Annotated in this window: 18 protein-coding genes; 14 read left to right on the top strand and 4 right to left on the bottom strand. The window is 42.1% G+C overall.

Annotation, left to right across the window (positions count from 1 at the left end; translation table 11 throughout):
- Positions 1–108 precede the first annotated feature (108 nt).
- The 4 genes from KAU88_01760 (at position 109) to KAU88_01745 (ending at position 4,613) form a co-directional block, all read left to right on the top strand.
- Positions 109–2,325, top strand: a complete 2,217-nt coding sequence (locus KAU88_01760; protein ID MCK4477237.1) for an AAA family ATPase — start codon at positions 109–111, stop codon at positions 2,323–2,325.
- Positions 2,326–2,577: 252 nt separating this feature from the next.
- The gene (locus KAU88_01755) at positions 2,578–3,231 is read left to right on the top strand and encodes a hypothetical protein (GenBank protein ID MCK4477236.1); all 654 of its coding nucleotides are present in this window, start codon (positions 2,578–2,580) and stop codon (positions 3,229–3,231) included.
- 30 nt (positions 3,232–3,261) lie between these two features.
- Positions 3,262–3,810, top strand: a complete 549-nt coding sequence (locus KAU88_01750) for a hypothetical protein (protein ID MCK4477235.1) — start codon at positions 3,262–3,264, stop codon at positions 3,808–3,810.
- A gap of 119 nt (positions 3,811–3,929) precedes the next feature.
- The gene (locus KAU88_01745; protein MCK4477234.1) at positions 3,930–4,613 is read left to right on the top strand and encodes a hypothetical protein; all 684 of its coding nucleotides are present in this window, start codon (positions 3,930–3,932) and stop codon (positions 4,611–4,613) included.
- A 7-nt stretch (positions 4,614–4,620) separates the two neighbouring features.
- Here KAU88_01745 and KAU88_01740 read toward each other — a convergent pair whose 3' ends face one another.
- Both KAU88_01740 and KAU88_01735 read right to left on the bottom strand, forming a co-directional pair.
- Positions 4,621–6,339 (bottom strand): hypothetical protein, encoded by a 1,719-nt coding sequence (locus tag KAU88_01740; protein MCK4477233.1) that lies wholly within the window; start codon positions 6,337–6,339, stop codon positions 4,621–4,623.
- A gap of 33 nt (positions 6,340–6,372) precedes the next feature.
- Entirely contained in the window at positions 6,373–7,281 is a 909-nt protein-coding gene (locus KAU88_01735) for an AAA family ATPase (GenBank protein ID MCK4477232.1), read from the bottom strand.
- A 334-nt stretch (positions 7,282–7,615) separates the two neighbouring features.
- Between KAU88_01735 and KAU88_01730 the strand changes: the two genes are divergently transcribed.
- A complete protein-coding gene (locus KAU88_01730) occupies positions 7,616–8,137 on the top strand; it encodes a hypothetical protein (protein MCK4477231.1) in 522 nt (173 codons plus the stop codon).
- A gap of 77 nt (positions 8,138–8,214) precedes the next feature.
- Here the strand turns inward: KAU88_01730 and KAU88_01725 are convergent, their stop codons facing one another.
- Entirely contained in the window at positions 8,215–9,414 is a 1,200-nt protein-coding gene (locus KAU88_01725; protein MCK4477230.1) for an MFS transporter, read from the bottom strand.
- 143 nt (positions 9,415–9,557) lie between these two features.
- Here KAU88_01725 and KAU88_01720 point away from each other — a divergent pair, with 143 nt between their 5' ends.
- The 8 genes from KAU88_01720 (at position 9,558) to KAU88_01685 (ending at position 17,137) form a co-directional block, all read left to right on the top strand.
- A complete protein-coding gene (locus tag KAU88_01720) occupies positions 9,558–10,220 on the top strand; it encodes an energy-coupling factor ABC transporter permease (GenBank protein MCK4477229.1) in 663 nt (220 codons plus the stop codon).
- Positions 10,221–10,279: 59 nt separating this feature from the next.
- Positions 10,280–10,963 carry an energy-coupling factor transporter transmembrane protein EcfT gene (locus tag KAU88_01715; protein MCK4477228.1) on the top strand — a complete coding sequence of 228 codons (684 nt, stop codon included), beginning with the start codon at positions 10,280–10,282 and terminating at the stop codon, positions 10,961–10,963.
- The gene (locus tag KAU88_01710; protein MCK4477227.1) at positions 10,960–11,790 is read left to right on the top strand and encodes an energy-coupling factor ABC transporter ATP-binding protein; all 831 of its coding nucleotides are present in this window, start codon (positions 10,960–10,962) and stop codon (positions 11,788–11,790) included. The genes KAU88_01715 and KAU88_01710 overlap by 4 nt, the downstream gene beginning before the upstream one ends.
- 38 nt (positions 11,791–11,828) lie before the next feature.
- Positions 11,829–12,803, top strand: coding sequence for an MBL fold metallo-hydrolase (locus KAU88_01705; GenBank protein MCK4477226.1), 975 nt, complete (start codon positions 11,829–11,831; stop codon positions 12,801–12,803).
- A 183-nt stretch (positions 12,804–12,986) separates the two neighbouring features.
- Positions 12,987–14,231 carry a hypothetical protein gene (locus KAU88_01700; GenBank protein ID MCK4477225.1) on the top strand — a complete coding sequence of 415 codons (1,245 nt, stop codon included), beginning with the start codon at positions 12,987–12,989 and terminating at the stop codon, positions 14,229–14,231.
- A gap of 238 nt (positions 14,232–14,469) precedes the next feature.
- Positions 14,470–15,156: a TlpA family protein disulfide reductase gene (locus tag KAU88_01695; protein MCK4477224.1), complete on the top strand. Its 687-nt coding sequence runs from the start codon at positions 14,470–14,472 to the stop codon at positions 15,154–15,156.
- A gap of 198 nt (positions 15,157–15,354) precedes the next feature.
- Positions 15,355–16,116: a 4Fe-4S binding protein gene (locus tag KAU88_01690; protein MCK4477223.1), complete on the top strand. Its 762-nt coding sequence runs from the start codon at positions 15,355–15,357 to the stop codon at positions 16,114–16,116.
- Positions 16,117–16,357: 241 nt separating this feature from the next.
- Complete coding sequence (locus KAU88_01685) at positions 16,358–17,137, top strand: carbon-nitrogen hydrolase family protein (GenBank protein MCK4477222.1); 780 nt, start codon at positions 16,358–16,360, stop codon at positions 17,135–17,137.
- Positions 17,138–17,335: 198 nt separating this feature from the next.
- On the opposite strand, the gene KAU88_01680 is transcribed toward KAU88_01685, so the two are convergent.
- Positions 17,336–17,665, bottom strand: a complete 330-nt coding sequence (locus KAU88_01680) for a nuclear transport factor 2 family protein (protein ID MCK4477221.1) — start codon at positions 17,663–17,665, stop codon at positions 17,336–17,338.
- A 192-nt stretch (positions 17,666–17,857) separates the two neighbouring features.
- On the opposite strand from KAU88_01680, the gene KAU88_01675 reads away from it, so the two are divergent.
- Positions 17,858–18,922 (top strand): GNAT family N-acetyltransferase, encoded by a 1,065-nt coding sequence (locus tag KAU88_01675; protein ID MCK4477220.1) that lies wholly within the window; start codon positions 17,858–17,860, stop codon positions 18,920–18,922.
- Positions 18,923–18,994 lie beyond the last annotated feature (72 nt).

Genomic DNA, 18,994 nt, shown 5'->3' with positions numbered 1-18,994 from the left:
TGAAAGAGACATATGAATTAGTGGAAAATAAGCTGTATATTAAGATTAGAGACATAGTTTTCTGATGAGACCGCCTCGCATCATTGTGAAAGTTCAGAAGGGAGAATAGTGGATTATTTCGGAGAAGAAATAGAAACGATCCGTGGAAAGAAATGGAACTGGAGAACCTTCAAATCTACCGAAGGCTATCCCGTCTCCGACAACCTTCTTGATTGGGTCATCGGACAAGAACGTGCTTTGAACGAGTGCTACTTGTGCCTTGACGAATGGGTTCACAAACTCAAAAATCTTGAGAAAGAAAAATGGTATGACGCGTGGAAAGACCCTGACAAAGAAAAACCAAATGCCACGAAGGCGGCTCCCCCAGGCCCTTACTTACTTCTGCTAGGCGACCCGGGAACTGGAAAGTCTCTTATCGGCAGGGCACTTGCTGTTCATTTAACTGAGTTATATAAAAAGCATAAAATTCATCTTCAAGATGTTGTTTGTTGGCAAAACAATTTGATTCCCAGCGAACCAAAAATTTCTTGCCACCCTGCAGGTGAAGGAAAAAAAGTAATCTTTAAGCAAAAATTGAAAGAAACCAAAAAACTTTTTCTCCAAAAAGTGGGAATGAAAGCTCTGATTTATTTGATGATCGGAGTGGCATCTATCTTCATGTTCGCGGGTTTTTACTATCTGTTGCAACAAAAACTACAATGGGACGCCAATGTTGCTAACGCGTTTGGGTTACCAGTCCAAGAAGCGTATGGAGGTAACTTTGCCACGTACATACTGGACGCCTTCGTTTCCATAGGCACCACTACATTCCTGCCAGCCGGCATGATGCTCATGTTTCTGATACTAGTAGTTGCTTTAGGACGGTTTGGAATGATGGGAGGCGCAAAAGGTGTTGGGGGAGCTAAGGCTACTAAAGTGCCAAAACTCATAGTGGACAACACCAAGAGAGTTGCACCATTCATTGACGCAACAGGTCATGGTTCGGCACAGTTGTTCGGCAGCATCGCTTGGGACCCGCTGCAGACTGGCGGTTTAGGAACACCAGAACATCAAAGGGTGTCGGCAGGTGATGTCCACCGGGCACATACGGGCATCCTCTTCATTGACGAGATTAAAAACTTGAATCCGTCCCAGACAGTGACTTTGTTAACTGTACTGGAAGATGGACAGTTATCTATTACTTTGAGAAGCCGCTGGGACGAAGGAAATACCGCGGCGATGGCTGTAGCTACCGAACCGGTGCCATGCATGTGCTTTCTGGTAGGGGCTGGAAACTTTGACAGCATTGGACATGTACACCCTGCTCTTATGGACAGAATCTACGGCTACGGCAAGGTTGTTAGAATGAACAACGACATGCCCAACACTGTTGAAAATCGAAGGAAATGTGTTCAATTTGTTGCTCAAGAAGTTTCACGTTTCCATCTAATACCTTTCAGCAGAGAAGCATGTGAAGAGATTATAGATGAAGGACGTAGAAGAAGCAACAAAAGAGACGGATTAACGACAAAATTTCGGCCAATGATATCTATAGTGAAAACTGCTGCGACCTTAGCTATTAGGGAAGGTTGCATAGTTGTTGACAGAAAATATGTGAGGGAAGCTATAGAAAAACATTGCAAAACAATTCAGAAGCAGATCCTTGAACACCAAATAAGCGAAAGAGGCAAACTTCTTGACATTAAACCCGAAGGTGCAAGACTTGGTCGAATTTACGGTCTAGCAGTCGTTGCTGATCCATACAGCGGTGAAATGACGGGCAACGTATTGACCGTCAAAGGGTTTCTAGAGAAGCGTGACAATGGAAATAATAATCACCTGAAAGGATACTACAAAGTAACTGGAATCGCAAAAGGTGGCAAAGAACGGTTTATTACGGACAGCGTCGCAAAAGTCAGAAGTGTCATTTTACAAAAATATGGAGTAGACGTGGCTCAAGACTTTTTCACTCACATAGACTTTGCTCAATCTTACGGCGTTGACGGACCAAGCGCCGGCGTTACAATGACCATTCTACTCTGCTCCTTGATAGAAGGAAAATCAATCCGTCAAGACGTCGCCGTTACTGGCGAAATTAACGTCGGTGTGGATGGAGAAATACCCGTAACAGCTGTAGGCGGACTTCACGAGAAAATCAAGGCTGCCGAGGCATGGGGCTTCAGAAAGGTCATGATTCCAGCGAGAAACTATAAACATTCGATAGATCCCAGAGACTACGACATAGAGGTAGTTGCTGGCGAGACATTGAAAGACTACCTAAAAGAGTGTCTGGCCGATCACCAAAAGCCTTTCAACAATTTTAGAAAAATCGATTTTGGCAAATAAGGTGGACAACACCCACAGAATTTTTTGGGCATACTCGTATTCTATTTTAATGAATGTACAAAAGAAGCAGTCTCTGCAAGCACCCACATTTTACTATTGCTTTTATGATTTTTCTGAATCTAAAGAGAGTAAGCGGACTTTCTAGCGAATTATTGGCAAGAGCTCTTGGTGTGTAAGGCTTTGTCACATACAAATTCTCTTATTTTACGAAAACGTTGTAGAAAACTGTACACGTTCATAGGTGATGATTGAATGGCAGAAGAACTGGAAGAGAAATCGCAAGAAAGCCAAAGTGAAAATGTTCCATGGCAGCCACTTCCTCAAGACGATGCTTATTTTCCATATACAAGCCAACCACAAAACGAAGCAGCAGCAGAGGTAGAAGAAAGCAGGGACACAAAAGAAAAGCATGAAGAGATTAGGAGCAAGTTTAACGAGTTTATGAAAGCAATAAGTGAAGAGACTTCGCAGCTAACTGATTTCGTTTTGGAGGAGAAAAAACTGATAAAAGAGCTCTGCAGTCTTTTAACTCAAATCCTGAAAAATCTTAAGATTTCCTTTAACATCCATCCAGATTGCATATCAAAGCTAAGGGGAGCCAGAAAAATCAAATTTAACAAGGAAGGATACTTGACGATAATTAGAAACGACGATAACGTGGACTCGAAACTTCTGGAAGATTATCCCCCAGACACGATCTTGGCAGTCATGATGGTCATCATTCCAGAGCTTGAAAAGGCAATCAAAACCTACCGAAAGAACATAAGCCAGAGAGTTGGCCTCCTAGAGAAAATCAAACACGAACTAAAAAATCTGCAAAAAGCGGTCTCGCCAGACGAGAAAGAACCCTCTGAAATGCTTCAATATGAAGAAATAAGAAAACCTGTGATAGCAAGGGAGGGCTAGAAACTCTTAACTACGTTTTTGGTGTAGAAGTTGGGAAATGTTGTTACAGAGATACGCAGTTTCTATTCAATAAAAGAAATAAACGAATTTCTAGAAGAAGACATAGAGCAATATAAATTAATGGCAGAAGAATACAGCCAATGGCTTGGCTCTTTCCTGCGAGATTCAGAAGCTGTGCAGGAAAACAAAGAATGGGCTAAAAAAATGGCGGCACTACAAAAGACGAAACCGAAAGGAAAAGCTAAGACAACAAAAAAGAAAGGCAAATCAAAAAAGACAAAATCGTCAACTGATGGTTGGATTCAGTTCAGGGAAATCGTTCTCAGCGCATCTGAGCATAGTGAAGCTGAGATTCTCTTTGAGGCTATAGAAGAAATTAATGGAAAAATAGGGCGACTAGAAAAGGTAAGGGACTCTATAATAGAGCTGGAAAAATCCAGACTTGGCAAAGGCATAATATACATAATTTACATTTGTAATGGTGTTCCAGAGAAAATCGTTCTCCGCCACAAGGAAGACCAAGAATTTGAAAAGAAGTTTCAATATATAGCTGATTTTTCTATCCTGAAAGAGACGTAGAAGGTTAAATTATCGAGTTGCTTTGTGTGTAACAGAGATTTACACACAAAGTAAAAACTGTTGAGGGCCAATGGTGATTGTTTACTGAGTATCTATAAAATCCACTGAATAATGGGGTATTGAATATTTGCCCGTCAAATAGTTCGCCAGCTGTTGCAGTCAGAGTAAAAATTCACAGTTTGCTAGGGGTTAGACTGGCAGAGAACGTCGGAAGTGGAGAGATAGTCAGCTTTGACGTGAATGCGCGAATGGAAGAGAGTGAGCGGCGAATTGGGCAGATTAGTGTGACTTTTGCCTTAAAAGTAGGGACTAAACCGAGCATAGTGAAGTATGAAGTGGACGGGGTAGCTATGCTTCAGGGCAAAGATGAAGAAATCAAAAAAATGCTAGAAGTAAATCCTGAGACACAGATTCCCTTCGTGTTTCAAAGAGTATACCAAAATGTCTTCATGTCTATGTATTTGTTAGCCACTTTGATTGATGCACCTTATCCCCCATCAAATTTGCTTCATTCGAGTCAACAGCCAATGTCTATTGCACAGATCAGTGCAAGTATTGCAGCCACTACAGCTACAGAAGAGAAAACTATGCAGACAGTAGTCGCGGCGCCAAGAGAAGAGAGGACTTTGCAGCAGCCCCCGACAAATACGGCACCGCAAGAAAGGACAGCAGCACAGCCGGCTGTGGTGCCACGAGAAGAGACGACAACACCTATAAAAGAGCAAAAAGTTGGAGCTACTGCAGAAGCTCAACAAAGTAATTTAACGCAGCGGGATAGAAAGGAGCAGGCTCCAGAAACGTAAATTTCTTCTAGGTTTCGAGTGCAGCTGCTGAGGCTTTCATGTAAATTTTTGAGAATTTCTTTATGAGGTCTTTTTGGCTGTAGACAGCGCTACTTATTTTGAAGAAGTTCTTCATTCTTTCGCTTTCCAAGCCAACTCCGATTACTATTACGCCTTTCTTCTCTAGTGAGCTGATGCTTTTTGACAGTACACTTGATATGTTCGGATAACCGTATGGCCATCCATCAGAGAAAACTATCAAGAATCTTTGCTCGTCAAATCTATGCGCAAGGATTTCTCCTGCAACTTGAATAGCATCAGGCATGTACGTTAAGCCACTGAATTTTAGTCCCCCGATTCTTGCGCGTACTCTGCGAGAATACGCCTCTGAAGAATCCTTTAATATGTAGAAACGATCGCTGAAGGCAAAGAAAGACCAGGAATTTGGGTCCATCAGGAGTTCTTTTGTAGCTTCCGCAACGCATATTGCCAGTGCTCGACCAAGTTCACCCTTAATTTTCATGCTTGCACTTGCGTCATAGAGAATTCCCCAAGCAAAACTTCTGCTCAAATATTCATTCTTCATGAAAACGTCTGTCCTCGGACTCCTGCTTGCAATCTTTTGGATAACTTCAGTGAGGTCTAATTGTCCATGTTCTTTTCTAGGGTCTTCGTCTAGAGCATCCATGGCAACTCTAAGACTGTCCAAGAGTCGTCGACTCCCCCCCTTAAGAAGAATTCTAGCCCTCAGATATTTAGTATAATCTTCATTTGGAAAACTGGCAGATTTGAATCTTGTCCCCAGTATGTATTTCTCGATTCTCGCCAGTATTTTCTGTTCTCGAGTTTTTTGATGCACCCACGAGTCGAAAGCTTGCAGAGCCTCTGCGTTTGTTTCTTTTTTCCAGTATGACTCAATTGGTCCTTTGGACAGATGTATTCCTCCTAAAGTTTCCAGAGATTTCTTGAAGATTTGTTCAATTTTAATCTCATATGGTATCTCGTGTTGAGAGAACACAGTGCATGGGCCAATTTGTTCAGTATGTGGTAGGGAAGGAGCTTCCAAGATAGGTCCATGGGATTCGAGAATCTGGGTTATGTCATTTGCAGTTTCGTTAAAAGCTTCGCTGATTTTAGCTTCTTTTCCAGCCAACGATACAGCAATTTTTTCTTCGAGCGAACTCAGTCGGGTAAGTATATGGTTGACTGTGTCTTCTTCTTCTGGACGAAGCATCCCTTTTACAACGCCTATGTTAATCTTTGACAGCAAAGCCGCCATTATTCGAGTGGCTGAATTGAAGATTCTTTCAGCAGACTTCATTTTTGTAAAGGCAAAAGAATTTGCGAAAGCCAAGTCGACGAGCTTGTCTTGATGCCTAGCTGAAATATAGGCTTTGACGTAAGCATCATGGACTAGAGTTTCGGAGAAAGATTCGACGAGTGTGCGTTTTGATGTTGATGCAACTGCATTTTCATCGTCAATTGGCAGTAAAGTATGGACAGTCAAATGGGAAACACAGGCTCTGAATAATCTTCCAACTTTGACTTTTCCAGAGTTTTCTTGAAATTCGTATCCTAAGAAAGATATGTGTCCATCTTTTGATATGGAAGGTGCGGGCAAAGCTATGTTGAAGCCAGCGTCATCCCAAGTGAGAGTTGGTTGCTGAAGTTTTGAGTCTAAGTTGATTCTTGTTTTCTTGTTATCTTTTTGAAGGGAGACGTCCCAGGCATAATCGAGGAATCCCATGTAGATTACCGCATGTTGGGATATGATTCTAAATCATTTTGGTTTAGGAAAAACTGATTCGATGACTCTTCTAATATCGTCTTGCACTTCAGTATTATCACTGGTCAATGCAATTATGGTTTCTTCAGCAGCTACATTAGGAGTGTTGCCGTCGTAAATGAGAGTAGCCCAGTTTATCAGATCACCTAGAGATGGTCCGTAAGGGACGTCTCCTGCCTTGTATTGTCTACGTAACTCGGCGCCAACTTGAACGATTTTATAAGCCATATCTTCGCTAATTTTAGAGCGTTTCAGAAGCATATTTACTTCGAGAGGTGAAATTTTGTCGCCAACGCTTGTATAGCCGAAGTTTATCCATACAGCCAAGCGTCTTCTCATAGCCGCGTTCAACGGTTTGGTTCCTGCAAACTCTGCTGAATAAGGGTTCATGCTGATGATTAAGTATCCATATTTGTGTCTGTCCACAACTTCGTTGTCTTTCTCGTTCAGCACAAGATGACCTCGAGTGTCAAGAACTGGATTAAGCCGTGTAGCAACATCTTGCTTCATCATGTTGGCCTCGTCGAGGTACATTATTCCCCCCGCTCTTAGCCATCTAGTAACCATCCCGTCGATCCAGTTCTCTTTTCCAAGGCCAATAAAGCGCCCAATTAAGTCATATGAAGATGTTTGAAGGCCGCAGTTGACTTCCCAAACTGGCAATCCGCAGAGTTCTGCCACTAGATAAACGATGTGAGTTTTTCCAGTTCCCGATGGTCCTATGAGAGAGCATTGTTTGAAGTAGTAGAGTGCACGGACGATGCGTTCCACGTAGCGTTGTCCACTGTCAATGTATTCAGGAGTGTTCTTAGGAATCATGTCAGCAAGATGAGCAAAGCTATAGTTGGGATGAAGGTCATATTTTTGGATTTCATATTTGTGGTAAAGGGGAGACTGGGACATGGAGCGTTCTCTGTTTATGGACACTGTTATTTTGTAGTTGTCCCGTCGAATAGAAGTAACTCTTTGAATTCGGCTAGTTTCCTCTGCCTTTCTTAGACCTTGGTGTCCATAACCCAAAACAGCTTCGCCTCAATGGTATAGAGAGATGGCGGAAGGGATATAAATATTACGTACTACGACTTGCGATACGCTATTCTTATCTCAAACTTTGAACAACATACCTTAAACGCGTTCAGTTTGAGATCTCTTAAATAATTAGTGTATGTAAATAGACGCAACATACAAGGGCTTTTAGCAATCTACCCGTGAGAAGCTAAGTAAGGAAATGCTCCTTATGAGTCAAGAAGGTAGTCCACCACAAGAAATAGCACAATTACCGTTCCAAGAAGAACAGAAGAAGACTAAGCAGGTTCAAATATCCCTTCAGGAACTCCTTGATTCATTAAAAAGTGTACAAGATGATATTGGTCAAATCTGCGAATTAACTTCTGAAGAGAAAAGGCTCGTAGCGGTATTCTTCGAATCATTGTCAAAACTTATGCAACCACTCGCAGCAACGATGTCGATTTCCCCAACAGCGCTTCCGGAAGGAATGGGGAATGTGGTTCAGGCAAACATAGATCCCACTGGCCATCTCATAATTTTACATGGGGATGGGAAAATGGAATTAAAGGACTTGAGTGAAGAGGCGAATCGTGATCTTATGATCAGTGTTATCAAAGATGTGATGCCGAAGTTCAAGCAACTCTCGGATGCTTACAGGCAAAGAATCGAAGATAGGATTAGATTCCTATCATCGGTCACTAGGGAGCTGCAAAAGATATCTAAGGCGTTCTCGACAGCGACAGCTCAGTGATTTCACATGTAAACTTGATTTTCACAGATAGTTTGAGTTTCCTCTTTTCTCTATAGTGTACACTGCGTAGCAAGACATTATTCTTTGAATGGTTTAATCTGGGCTAAGAAAGCGAGCAGTAGAGAGGCTGCAATAGTTATTAAAAAAGGCGTTTGCGGCGAGCTAGTATATAATATGCCACCTACATAAGGCGCTGAGATACTCACAACCTGAGTCGTTGTCTGAACAACTGAAATCCATCTAGCTCGCGAGTCAGGCGGAGCGATAGCCCCCACGGTAGCACCAATGAAAGCCCACATGGGAAAAGATGCGCCACGTAGAAACATAGCAATCATAAGGGTAGCGAAGTTGTTCACTGAAATGAAGATGCTTAACGCAAAGGCTACAAAAATCATCGAAAGAGAAATCGATGCTGTCTTTCCATATTTGTCACCGATTTTTCCCACAAGTAGCGACAAGGTGGACCCTCCAAAGTAAGTAAATGAACCTAAAATTCCGATCTGAACAGCATTGTATTTGTACACGTCTTCTAGAAACTGTGGCACCAAGGGAAATACGAGAGAAAGAAAGAATATTACAGCTGCAAAGAGTGCAGAAAGAAAGAATATTCTCCAACGATTGAAAGTTACTGTGCCAGAGGTGGTTATTCCAATCTCAACAGTAGACTCGGTCTTTCTTGGAAGTTGGCTGCTAATTCGTGAAGTTGCAACCATAGTGATGAAGTAAAATATGGTTGAGAGAAAGAAAACCATCTGCATCCCAGCTGTCTCAGCCAAATAACCCGCTACCGCGGGTGCAAACGTGTAACCTATACCCCAGGCTGAAACAAGCAGTGTGAATGTTGATGCCATCTTGCTTTTCTGCGCACGTCCTACAATGTAAGCGCTTGAAGCTGGTCCTGAGAATAAGATTCCATAGAGAAACATTGCTGGGGGAAGTTGTGTCCAATTTGTTGCAAACGCAAATAAGAGCGGTACGGGCACCCATATTGCCCAAGCTAGTACTAAAATCTTCTTTCGATCGTATTTATCTGCCAGATAACCTCCAGGAATTATTGTTAATGCAGATGCTATTGTCAAGATGGAGTACAGAAAACCAACGTTCTCAGGTGTTGCACCCAAGTTTCTTATGAATAAGGGAAGAAGGTAGATGGTGAGCCCGTCGCCGAATGCGGCGAAGATGTTTGAGAAAAATAAAATTTTTAGGTTTCTGTCTAAGGTGTGGAACGGGAAAGCTTGTTGAAGTAGACTCCTCGTTCGCTGGAATGTTTTTGCCAAAGGACTCTACCTTTCTCAACTGACAAGCGAAAGACTCTGAAAAACCTTGCGAAAAATTCCACGTTTTAGACAGGCTTTGGCCTACGTTTGCAACAGGACAAAATTTATTCTTAAAATCTTTAATTAGAGGATTAGGTGAGAGAATGCATATACATGTTCCAGACGGTGTTCTCCCTTTCTGGCTATGGGTTCTAGGATACATCGCTGTGATCATTCTTCTATCTGTAGCCATCAAAAAAGTGCGTGGAGAAGAAAAGCGTGGAATTTACGCAGCAGCTATGGCGGCCATAATGCTTGTAGCAATGTCTATTCCTCTCGGAGTTCCATATCACATTAACCTTACTGTTTTGGCAGGGATAATCCTTGGACCATGGTGGGCACTCATTTCTAACTTTATCACAAATTTGATGTTGGCTACTTTTGGTCATGGAGGGATAACAATAGTCGGTCTTAACACGATAGTCACGTGGTTTGAGTCCCTAATAGGTTTCTACATGTTTGCAGTACTGCAAAAAGCATTTGTGCGAAAAAGCTGGCGAGTTACGATGTCTGGTGGAGTATCCACATTCATTGCATTAGCGCTTTCTACGATTCTTGTCATAGGTATAGTTGCTGCTTCGGGAATCAATCCAGCAGAAGCAATTCATCATGCCGCTCATGATACTGAAGAAGCTCAAATGTCAATAGTTATCTTTGCGGCACTCATGATTCCCATTGCCATAGTTGGCGCTGTTATAGAAGCTGCAGTAACGTCGCTTATACTAGTATATATAAAGAAAGTGAAACCAACTCTCATTCCGGGGTGATGCGCATAAGCGCCACAATATATCTCATAGATCACTATGCTAATAACTTGAGCAGCCCTATGCATAAAGCTTCAACATTGAGCAAACTCGTAAGTGCCATGTTAGCGCTGGGCATAACCATATTTGCCGACTCGGCTTTATCATTAATAACTGGATTTTTCGTAATTTTAATGTTCATCGCAATAGCAAAATTACCCATACATAGACTAATCAATTGGGCGTTATACCCAGCTTTCTTTGCCTCTCTATTTGCATTGAGCCAACTACCTTACTCACTTGTCCTTCCCGTAGTAACCTTGTTCAAAGCCATAAACGCTGCTCTAATCATGCTTTTCTTAATCAGCACTACACCCTATCCAGAATTGTTCTCTATCTTAAGCATTCCTTCCAAGACTCTCGGGAATACAGCATTCCTTACCTATCGTTTTTTCTTTTTATTCATGGACCAAACCGCAAAAAGATTTACGATAATGAAAGCTCGGGGAGGACTGATAGGTAGCTGGAAAACAAAAATCGCTAACCTTGCGAAATTCATAGGCATGCTTTTCGTTACATCATTTGAGACAAGTGAAAACATGTATGCAGCTATGAAAACGCGAGGGTACAGCGGAAGAATATCGTATCATGGAAAGCTGTGGAAAAAATTCAGCAAACAAGATTTGCTGCCCGTTGTATTTGTACTTTGCATTTTTGCAACTGTAGCTGTTCCCATGTTTTTCAAGGCTTGGGGGATTTACATGTGAAAGAAATCGTCAAAGTGAATTGCATTAGGCATAGGTATGCTGATTCCACAGAAGTTGCTATTTGCGGTTTATCATTTGTCATCCATGAGAGTGAAAAAGTTGCAATCCTAGGAGCAAACGGTTCTGGGAAAACAACTATGCTTCTACATATTTTAGGAATACTTAAACCAACAGAAGGAGAAGTTGAAGTTTTTGGAGAACCTCCAACGAAATCTCTTCATGGCAAAGTAGCAATGGTATTTCAAAACGTAGATGAACAAATAATTGGCCCTACCGTGTGGGATGACATTGCCTTTTCTCCATTGAATTATGGCCACAGTGCAGATGATGTGAAAATCATGGTTGACGAGGTAATCCGAGAAATCAATATTCAGCATCTTGCAAATCGAGTACCACACTATCTAAGTGGTGGAGAGAAGAAGAAAGTGGCTATAGCTGGGGCGGTTGTAACTCATCCTAAGCTTCTGATATTAGATGAAGCTTTGACTGGACTTGATCGGAAATCGCAGATAGAAACGATAGAGCTCCTTAACAGACTAAATAAAGAACGTGGTATGGCCATAGCTATAACAACCCACGAAGTCAACGTAATACCACGCATCGCCGACATTGTTTATGTAATCGCTGATGGCGCCATCATATTTCGAGGAACACCACTGGAACTGTTCCAAAAACCCGAAGTGCTCAGAAAAGCAGGCCTTGAACCCTCACCTCTTATAGAACTTCTAGAAGCCCTAAGAGACCAAGGTCTAGAAGTTGAAGTCAGCGATGACCCTGAGAAGGCAAAAAGGCAGATACTGAAGCTTTGCAGAACAAACAACTCTTAAACACATAATCCCAAGATATGACTAGAGGCATCGAAAAATTGACCAATCAAGATGTTGAGCTTAAAGAGACTCAAAGAACAGAGATAATAAGTCTAATGGATAATTCACTAGATTTTATATCAACAGTTCACAAGGAAGAGGTTCAACAGGTTCAGAGGTGGGTAAAAGAACGTAAAGGCGAAAAATGGGTTGCAAAGCATTTCCGTCTTCCTTTGGCTGAACACGGTTTATCGATGCTGATTCGTGTTCACAATGATGAAGGCTTATACAGCGTTTTATTTGACGCCGGACTTAGTCCTGAAGGAGTTGTAACTAATGCAAAGCGAATGGGTTTGAATTTCAGTGAAGTAGGTTCTATTGTTTTATCCCATGGACATTATGACCACTGTGGCGGGTTAATAGCCGTCTCACGAGTTATTGGAAAAGCTGTACCAATCATCATACATGAAGATATGTTCAAAATAAGAGGTACGGCTTATTCCAACGGAACCGTAAGAAAACACCCGGAATTTCCCAGCGCTGAGCAAGTGAAACCTGCTGAATATGTTAAGACCAGTCAACCCTATCTTCTCGCTGGCGACACAATTCTTATTACAGGTGAAATCCCCCGCACAACCAGCTTTGAAAAAGGCTTTCCCAGACAACGAGTTTTGATTGATGGCAAATGGCACCCCGATCCATGGGTAAGAGACGATCGAGCAGTCGTGCTGAATGTTAAACATAAGGGTTTAGTTGTAATATCTGGATGCGCTCACGCGGGAATAATCAATACTGTGCTTTACGCGCAGCAAATTACGGGAGCGACCAAGATTTATGCGGTCATGGGTGGCTTTCATCTAGCTGGGAAAGAATGCGAATCAAGGATTGATCCTACGGTTGAAGAGCTGAAACAACTAAAGCCTTCAATAGTGGTGCCGTCGCATTGCACTGGTTGGAGAGGAATACTTGCTATTGCAGAGGCGTTACCTGAGGCTTTCGTGTGGAATAGCGTTGGAAATCTATATCGATTCTGAGAGTCAATTTTAAAGAATACTCCAGCACGTATGCAATGGAAGTTTATTCTATTAGGGTTTTTATTGATCTTTTAAGATTGTTGTAACAAAGAGAAAGGAAGAGAATAGGAGGTAATATAGATTATGAAAATAGCGCATTCAACATTGGTAGAGATCTTTCTAGCGACTGTGCTTCTATCTTCTATGTTCTTAATAAGGACAACAACGAGCGTCTCAATTGCTGGAGTAGGTGATTATGATCCTTGGTGTGACTTTGATGATGATGGAGATATTGACATCTTTGACATTGTGTGGATAGCCAGTATGTACGGTGCTTTAGGAGAATCATTTGACGCCAAAGCTGCTTTAGCATATGATAGCGGATGGTTTGACATCACTGACAAGGCTGGGCAACACTTCAACGTAACCCACGACTTGAATAGCACGAACCTAGTTGTGCAAGTCTGGGGAAAAACAACCTTAGACGACGAATCCCACCGAAAACACTATGGTGGAACGGGCAGTGCTCAGGCATTAGGATGGATCCGATGGTTCACAGGGCCTCAACGTGAAGAAGCGTACTCCGTGGTTCAGACAAGCAATGGAGGATACGCAATAGCAGGTATCACTTCCTCTTTCGGCGCTGGAAACAACGACTTCTGGCTAATAAGAACAAATGCTGATGGAAACATGAAGTGGAACAAAACCTATGGCGGACCAGATGGTGATACCGCGAAGTCTTTGGTTCAGACGAGCGATGGAGGATATGCAATAGCAGGCGAGACAACAGTGTGGGCTGGAGCTGGTGCTTGGTATCCTTCTTGGTGGCTGGTAAAGACAGATGCTGATGGAAACATGCAGTGGAACCAAACATTCGATTACGCGTTTTGGTGTGGCATAGCAACATGCGTAGTTCAGACTAGTGATGAGGGATACGCAATAGCAGGTTCAACGGGCTTTACGAGTACCTCGTCTACTGCCTTGCTGTGCAAAACAAACGTGACCGGAGGCTATGAATGGCATTCGTTATACTTAGGTGCAGATGAGGCCTCAACAGCGTATTCCATGGTTCAAACCGAAGATGATGGCTATGCATTAGCGGGTAGTGCATGGTCCTTTGATGAAGGATTTAGATTTTTCTTGGTCAAGGCAAATGCAACCGGGTGGATGCAGTGGGCACGAACATATGAGAGTGCCAATCATCCTTGTGCACAATCACTGGTTCAGACAATGGATGGAGGATACGTATTAGCGGGGTATTCAGCCCCCTATGGCGACGGAGATTTCATAGTAGTGAGAACTGACGCGTTTGGATTGATAGAAGACTTTGAGCTTGGTTTGGTTATTACAGATTGTACAGTTGACGCATTAACCCTGTACAGAGGCGCAATTGACCCCTACTGGAACTACATGCATGTGCGTATATGGAAAGTTAAAGAAGCTCCATAAACCACGCCTTTTTTCTATCTAGGACACCTACTTGCTGAGCACGACATGAGCGCATGCAATGCAAACAGCAACGGGCATGGATTTTCATAAAGGTAAATGTGGATTAGTTTCTCATTGGAGACTACAAAATGAAGATAGACTCGTACAAGCTTGAATATAATAAGAATAAACATTAAACAAGAAAATTGAGTAACCCTTTTTAAAAACGCCATCTCTATGGTGAATTGAAGCCGTAAAAATGACAACAAAGAAGAAAGAGAAGGAAAGTTTAAAGGAAAAAAGACGTCGACTAGCTGCAAAGAATCGTAGATCATTAGAAGCCGAGCGTTTGAGAAGAGAAAGACGGCTGAAAAAGAGTAAAGGTTGGCCAAAGGGGAAGATCTTGGGCATAGCATTCATGTTTTTGTTGATCATAGGGATTTACAGCGCATGGCAACATACGCAGTCAGCATCAACTAACAACTCTACTATTAGTAAGGAAAAGGCTCCGCTTTTCGCGTTGACGGACATAGATGGGAACACCGTTTCTCTTGAAGCCTTCATAGGGAAAGTTGTGGTGCTGGATTTTTTTTATATTAGATGCTCATACTGCGACGACGAACTTTTAGAGTTAGAGAGGATTCAAAAGACCTATAGTGGTGATGACGTCGTAATAATCTCAATAAGCATTGATCCAAATTTTGATACTGTCGATCGTCTTAGAGAATTCAAAACAGGACCAAACCAGTATAGCCTGTTAAACTATGAGATAAGCTGGGTTCTTACCAGAGATACTTCAGGTGTGTCAGAAAAGTATAGCATAACTGCTGCACCTACAGTCGTGATTGTTGATAAGGAAGGCTTTATATCTCCCCATAGTGTGTACTTAGGGTTGACGGATTTTTCAACGTTATCAAATGAAATAGACATGCTGCTGAATCAGTGATGAAAATGAGGATGGTAAAATGGGGTTTGGATTGAATTTAAAGGCTAAACTTCTTTTGATAGCTGTTTTCGCAGCCACAATATCGCTGAGTATAGATGATTACTGGTTAATAGAGACGCTAGTCAGATATGTTTGTGCTTCTTGTATAGGATTAGGATAAGGTGGCAACTGTTCTTGGAGCTTGGGAACAAGAGAAAAATGATTCAGATTATCTCTTTTCTTGTTTCTAATCTAGGATTTATCCGCATTCTTAAAACAGGTTTTGTTTGCCCTTTCCTTTATTGTTATGGTTGCCCCTTTGCTGCTTTTGGTTGCCCAATTGGTGTGCTGCAAAACTTCATAATATACCAACAGTTTCCCCTTTTCACTATCGGCTCTCTTGGAGTTTATGGAGTAGTTTTTGGTCGAGCTTTTTGCGGTTGGGCTTGTCCTTTCGGAACATTACATGATGTGCTGAGTCCTACAAATCGCAGAAAAGGAGTTGAAACTCGAAACTTTTGGTTTGTTAAGTATGCAATTTTGTTTCTAACGTTCATTTTGGCATGGTTTGCTTTGGATACAATCTTCTGTAAGCTTTGCCCATCTGGCTCTCTTTTCGCATCCATACCATATTCTCTGCGTGAATATTTCCTCTTTGGCAGACTTCCAGGATTTGGCTTATACTTCTATGTTCATATGCTCACGCTTGTTCTGACAATTATTCTGGCTTTGTTGGTTAGTCGCTTCTGGTGCCGTTATTTATGTCCAATGGGAGCAATCGCCGGAGCTTTCAACAAGGTAAGTATGGTAAACATGAGCCTAAATGAAAGCAAATGCAAAAAATGCTCTGTGTGTCTTGACGCTTGTGGAATGGGAATTACTAAACTGGAAGACATCGGAAATTCAACAGATTGCATACTATGTGGGCGATGCATTGAGGCTTGCCCTCAAGAAGCTTTGAGCTTCACAATCAAAAAGTAGAAGGGAAATGCTTAGACACATGTAGAAAAAGTTATGCAAAACCTATTAGAATGGTTGAATCTACAAGTGAAGGAACATGTATGTTCACACCACAAATCTTCGGTGAGTGATGTGGGATTTGAACCCCCACCGGCGCGGAGACATCTCCCGAAACCCCCTTTTCTCGACGCTAACTAGATTTTTTATACGTTTTCACCATTCATTTATTAGTCAGAGTTTTCGGTAGGGGTAGAATGATTGGATGGTAAAGATTGGCTTAGTTCAAATGCGCTGTGAAAAAGCAGCAATTACTGAGAATCTGAAAAGCACAGCGCGCTACTTGGATAAAGCCGTCGCCTATGGCTTAGACATTGTCAGCTTCCCGGAGATGAGCATCACAGGTTACGCTGACCCCACCAAGTATCCGAAGGCAATCATACACTTGGATGGACCGGAACTGGGTCGGTTGCTGGAGTTAACTCGTGGAAAGTCGATTACCGTTCTTGCAGGATTGATTGAAGAGAAGCCAGATGGCAAACCTTTCATCACTCAGGTGATGGTTCGGAATGGAAAGTTGTTGGGTTTCTACCGCAAGAAGCGAATTGTGGAAGAAGAGGCAGAGTGGTTTTCTCCTGGAGATTTGATACCAATCTTTAAGCATGATGACTTGCCCCTCGGTATTGCAATCTGCGCTGATATCCGCAATCACGAGGTTTTCGCTGAGTGTGCCCGTCAAGGTGCAAAGATTGTCTTTGAGGTAGCTGCCCCGGGACTACATGGTGATCAGGCCACGCGAGATTGGCGGGCAGGCTTCGAGTGGTGGGAATGCGAGTGCCAGAAATATCTGAGCCGATATGCCCAGAAATACAGTATCTGGGTGGCCGTGGCAACACAAGCGGGTCGTACGGTGGACGAGGATTTTCCTGGTGGTGGATACGTGTTCGCGCCCAATGGACAGCGTTTATATGCTACACCTGATTGGTCACCGGGGGCAGTGTATCTGGAGATTGACTTTGAAGAGAATCATGTTGTTCAGTTGTAGAGCGATTTGAACCTTATACACTGTGGAGATACCCCTTGCGACATGGAAGATCTCAGGTTCTTCAGGAAGAGGAAGTGAATGTGTCGCTGGTTCAAATCCGACCCTCGGCACCTTAATGGACTTTTAGAACAAACCAGCGACAAATGGAGATATCTCCCGAATTTCCCCCGCATTTCCCTTTTTTTCCTCAACTTGTTCTTACCTTTGGTCCAGCCAATATACTCTCCATTCGGATATACGTCCACCACTTATTTTAGCAGTCCATATGTTTGGACCGTCAAGTGGTTTATAAGAGCAGGTGGAATAACCAACCATTACAACAACATTGTTTTGGATTGTTACACAGGTGAATATGTTTTGGTAATCAGGATACTTCTTGAAGAACTCTCTCCAACCCTCTTTCATAACATCTTTACCTTTAGTGATTTCTCCGAAGTTATCTATGAATGTGTAATCATCAGTCATTAATTCAGCTAAACCTTCTAGATCTTGCTGGTTAATTTTTTCATTAAACTTCAGAGCAATCAACATTAACTTTGAAGAATCTATCTCGATTTAAGAACAATAATTAGTAGTTTGAATTTTTATTCATGTGCATGTATGCCCGTTAACTCGCTCTTTTTCTACTTCAAGAGGATTCCTGTTAGTGTGGATACATAAACATGAATTAGTATATACCAGCGGAGGTAACAGTAAGAAGTCCTAAGTCAGGGGAGCATTGTGATCAGAATTCGAGAGGCCATTGAAAAGGATAATGATGTTCTCATTGAGCTTCAGAGACAATGTCCACAAGGCACTAATTTTGTTCTTGGTGTCGACAGTTCACCTGATTACTTTGCCCGTTCTAGGCCTTTTAAAGATTGGCGTGTTTTCGTGGCTGTTGAAGATAATAGTATAGTTGGTTCTGCTGCATGTGCAATCGGTAGTACCTATGTAGAAGGTAGACAATTTAAAACAGCTTATGAGTATGGATTCATAGTTGATCCGCATTATAGACGAAAAGGAGTTGCAGTAAAGCTGCAAAAGCACATAGAACACGTTGCACTTGACGAGAACATTGACTTATTATATCTAGACATTACCGAAGATAACTTACCTTCGATATACTTGTTTTCGAAAATGGGTTTCAAGAGAGCAAAAGATTGTACAACGTTTTCTTTGATGGTTTACAGAAAACAGAAAATCACTAGAGAGACGAACATAAGGAAAATGGAGAAGAACGACCTTGACAAGGTAACAAATCTGATTAACGAGATGTATCACGATTACAACTTCTTCACCCCTTTTCAAACCAGAGACTTTGTAGGATACGTTAGAAGGTTGCCCTACTTCGATCTTCACAACATTTTTGTTTATGAAGATAATGAGGGCATCAAAGCCTGTTTAGGATACTGGAACTACAACAAGGTAAGAAAATATATCATACAGAAATTCAATTGGAGACTGAAAGCTCAGACATCTTTTATGAGACTAGTAGGGCTATTCACCAAAATACCTGAGATACCCAAACTAGGAGAGCCGCTCTCGAGCTACAACTTGACTACACTGGCTTACAAGGACCCTGAAAGCATCACAGAATTGATTAAACATGTAGTCAACATGGCTCTAGAGAATAAAATCAACTTTCTACATATGCCAGTGGATCCAGAGAGTCAAATTGCAGCTGTTCTTTCACAGTTCAGGCACACCAAGATAAAACTGCACTTCTTCATTAAATCCCTGAAACAAAAACGATTCCCTGATCTTGGAGAAAGGAAATTGTACATTGACGCAGCCGAGATATAATCGCAGATTTTATTCAGCTTCTCATTGCGTTCGTCAAGAAGTGTGGGGTGGATTTAAGCCCTCCTCACAGTA

The sequence above is a fragment of the Candidatus Bathyarchaeota archaeon genome (genome assembly GCA_023131225.1).
Classification (GTDB): Archaea; Thermoproteota; Bathyarchaeia; order Bathyarchaeales; family SOJC01; genus JAGLZW01.
Note: the sequence above shows the minus strand (reverse complement) of the source record. Positions and strands in the feature narration are given on the sequence as shown.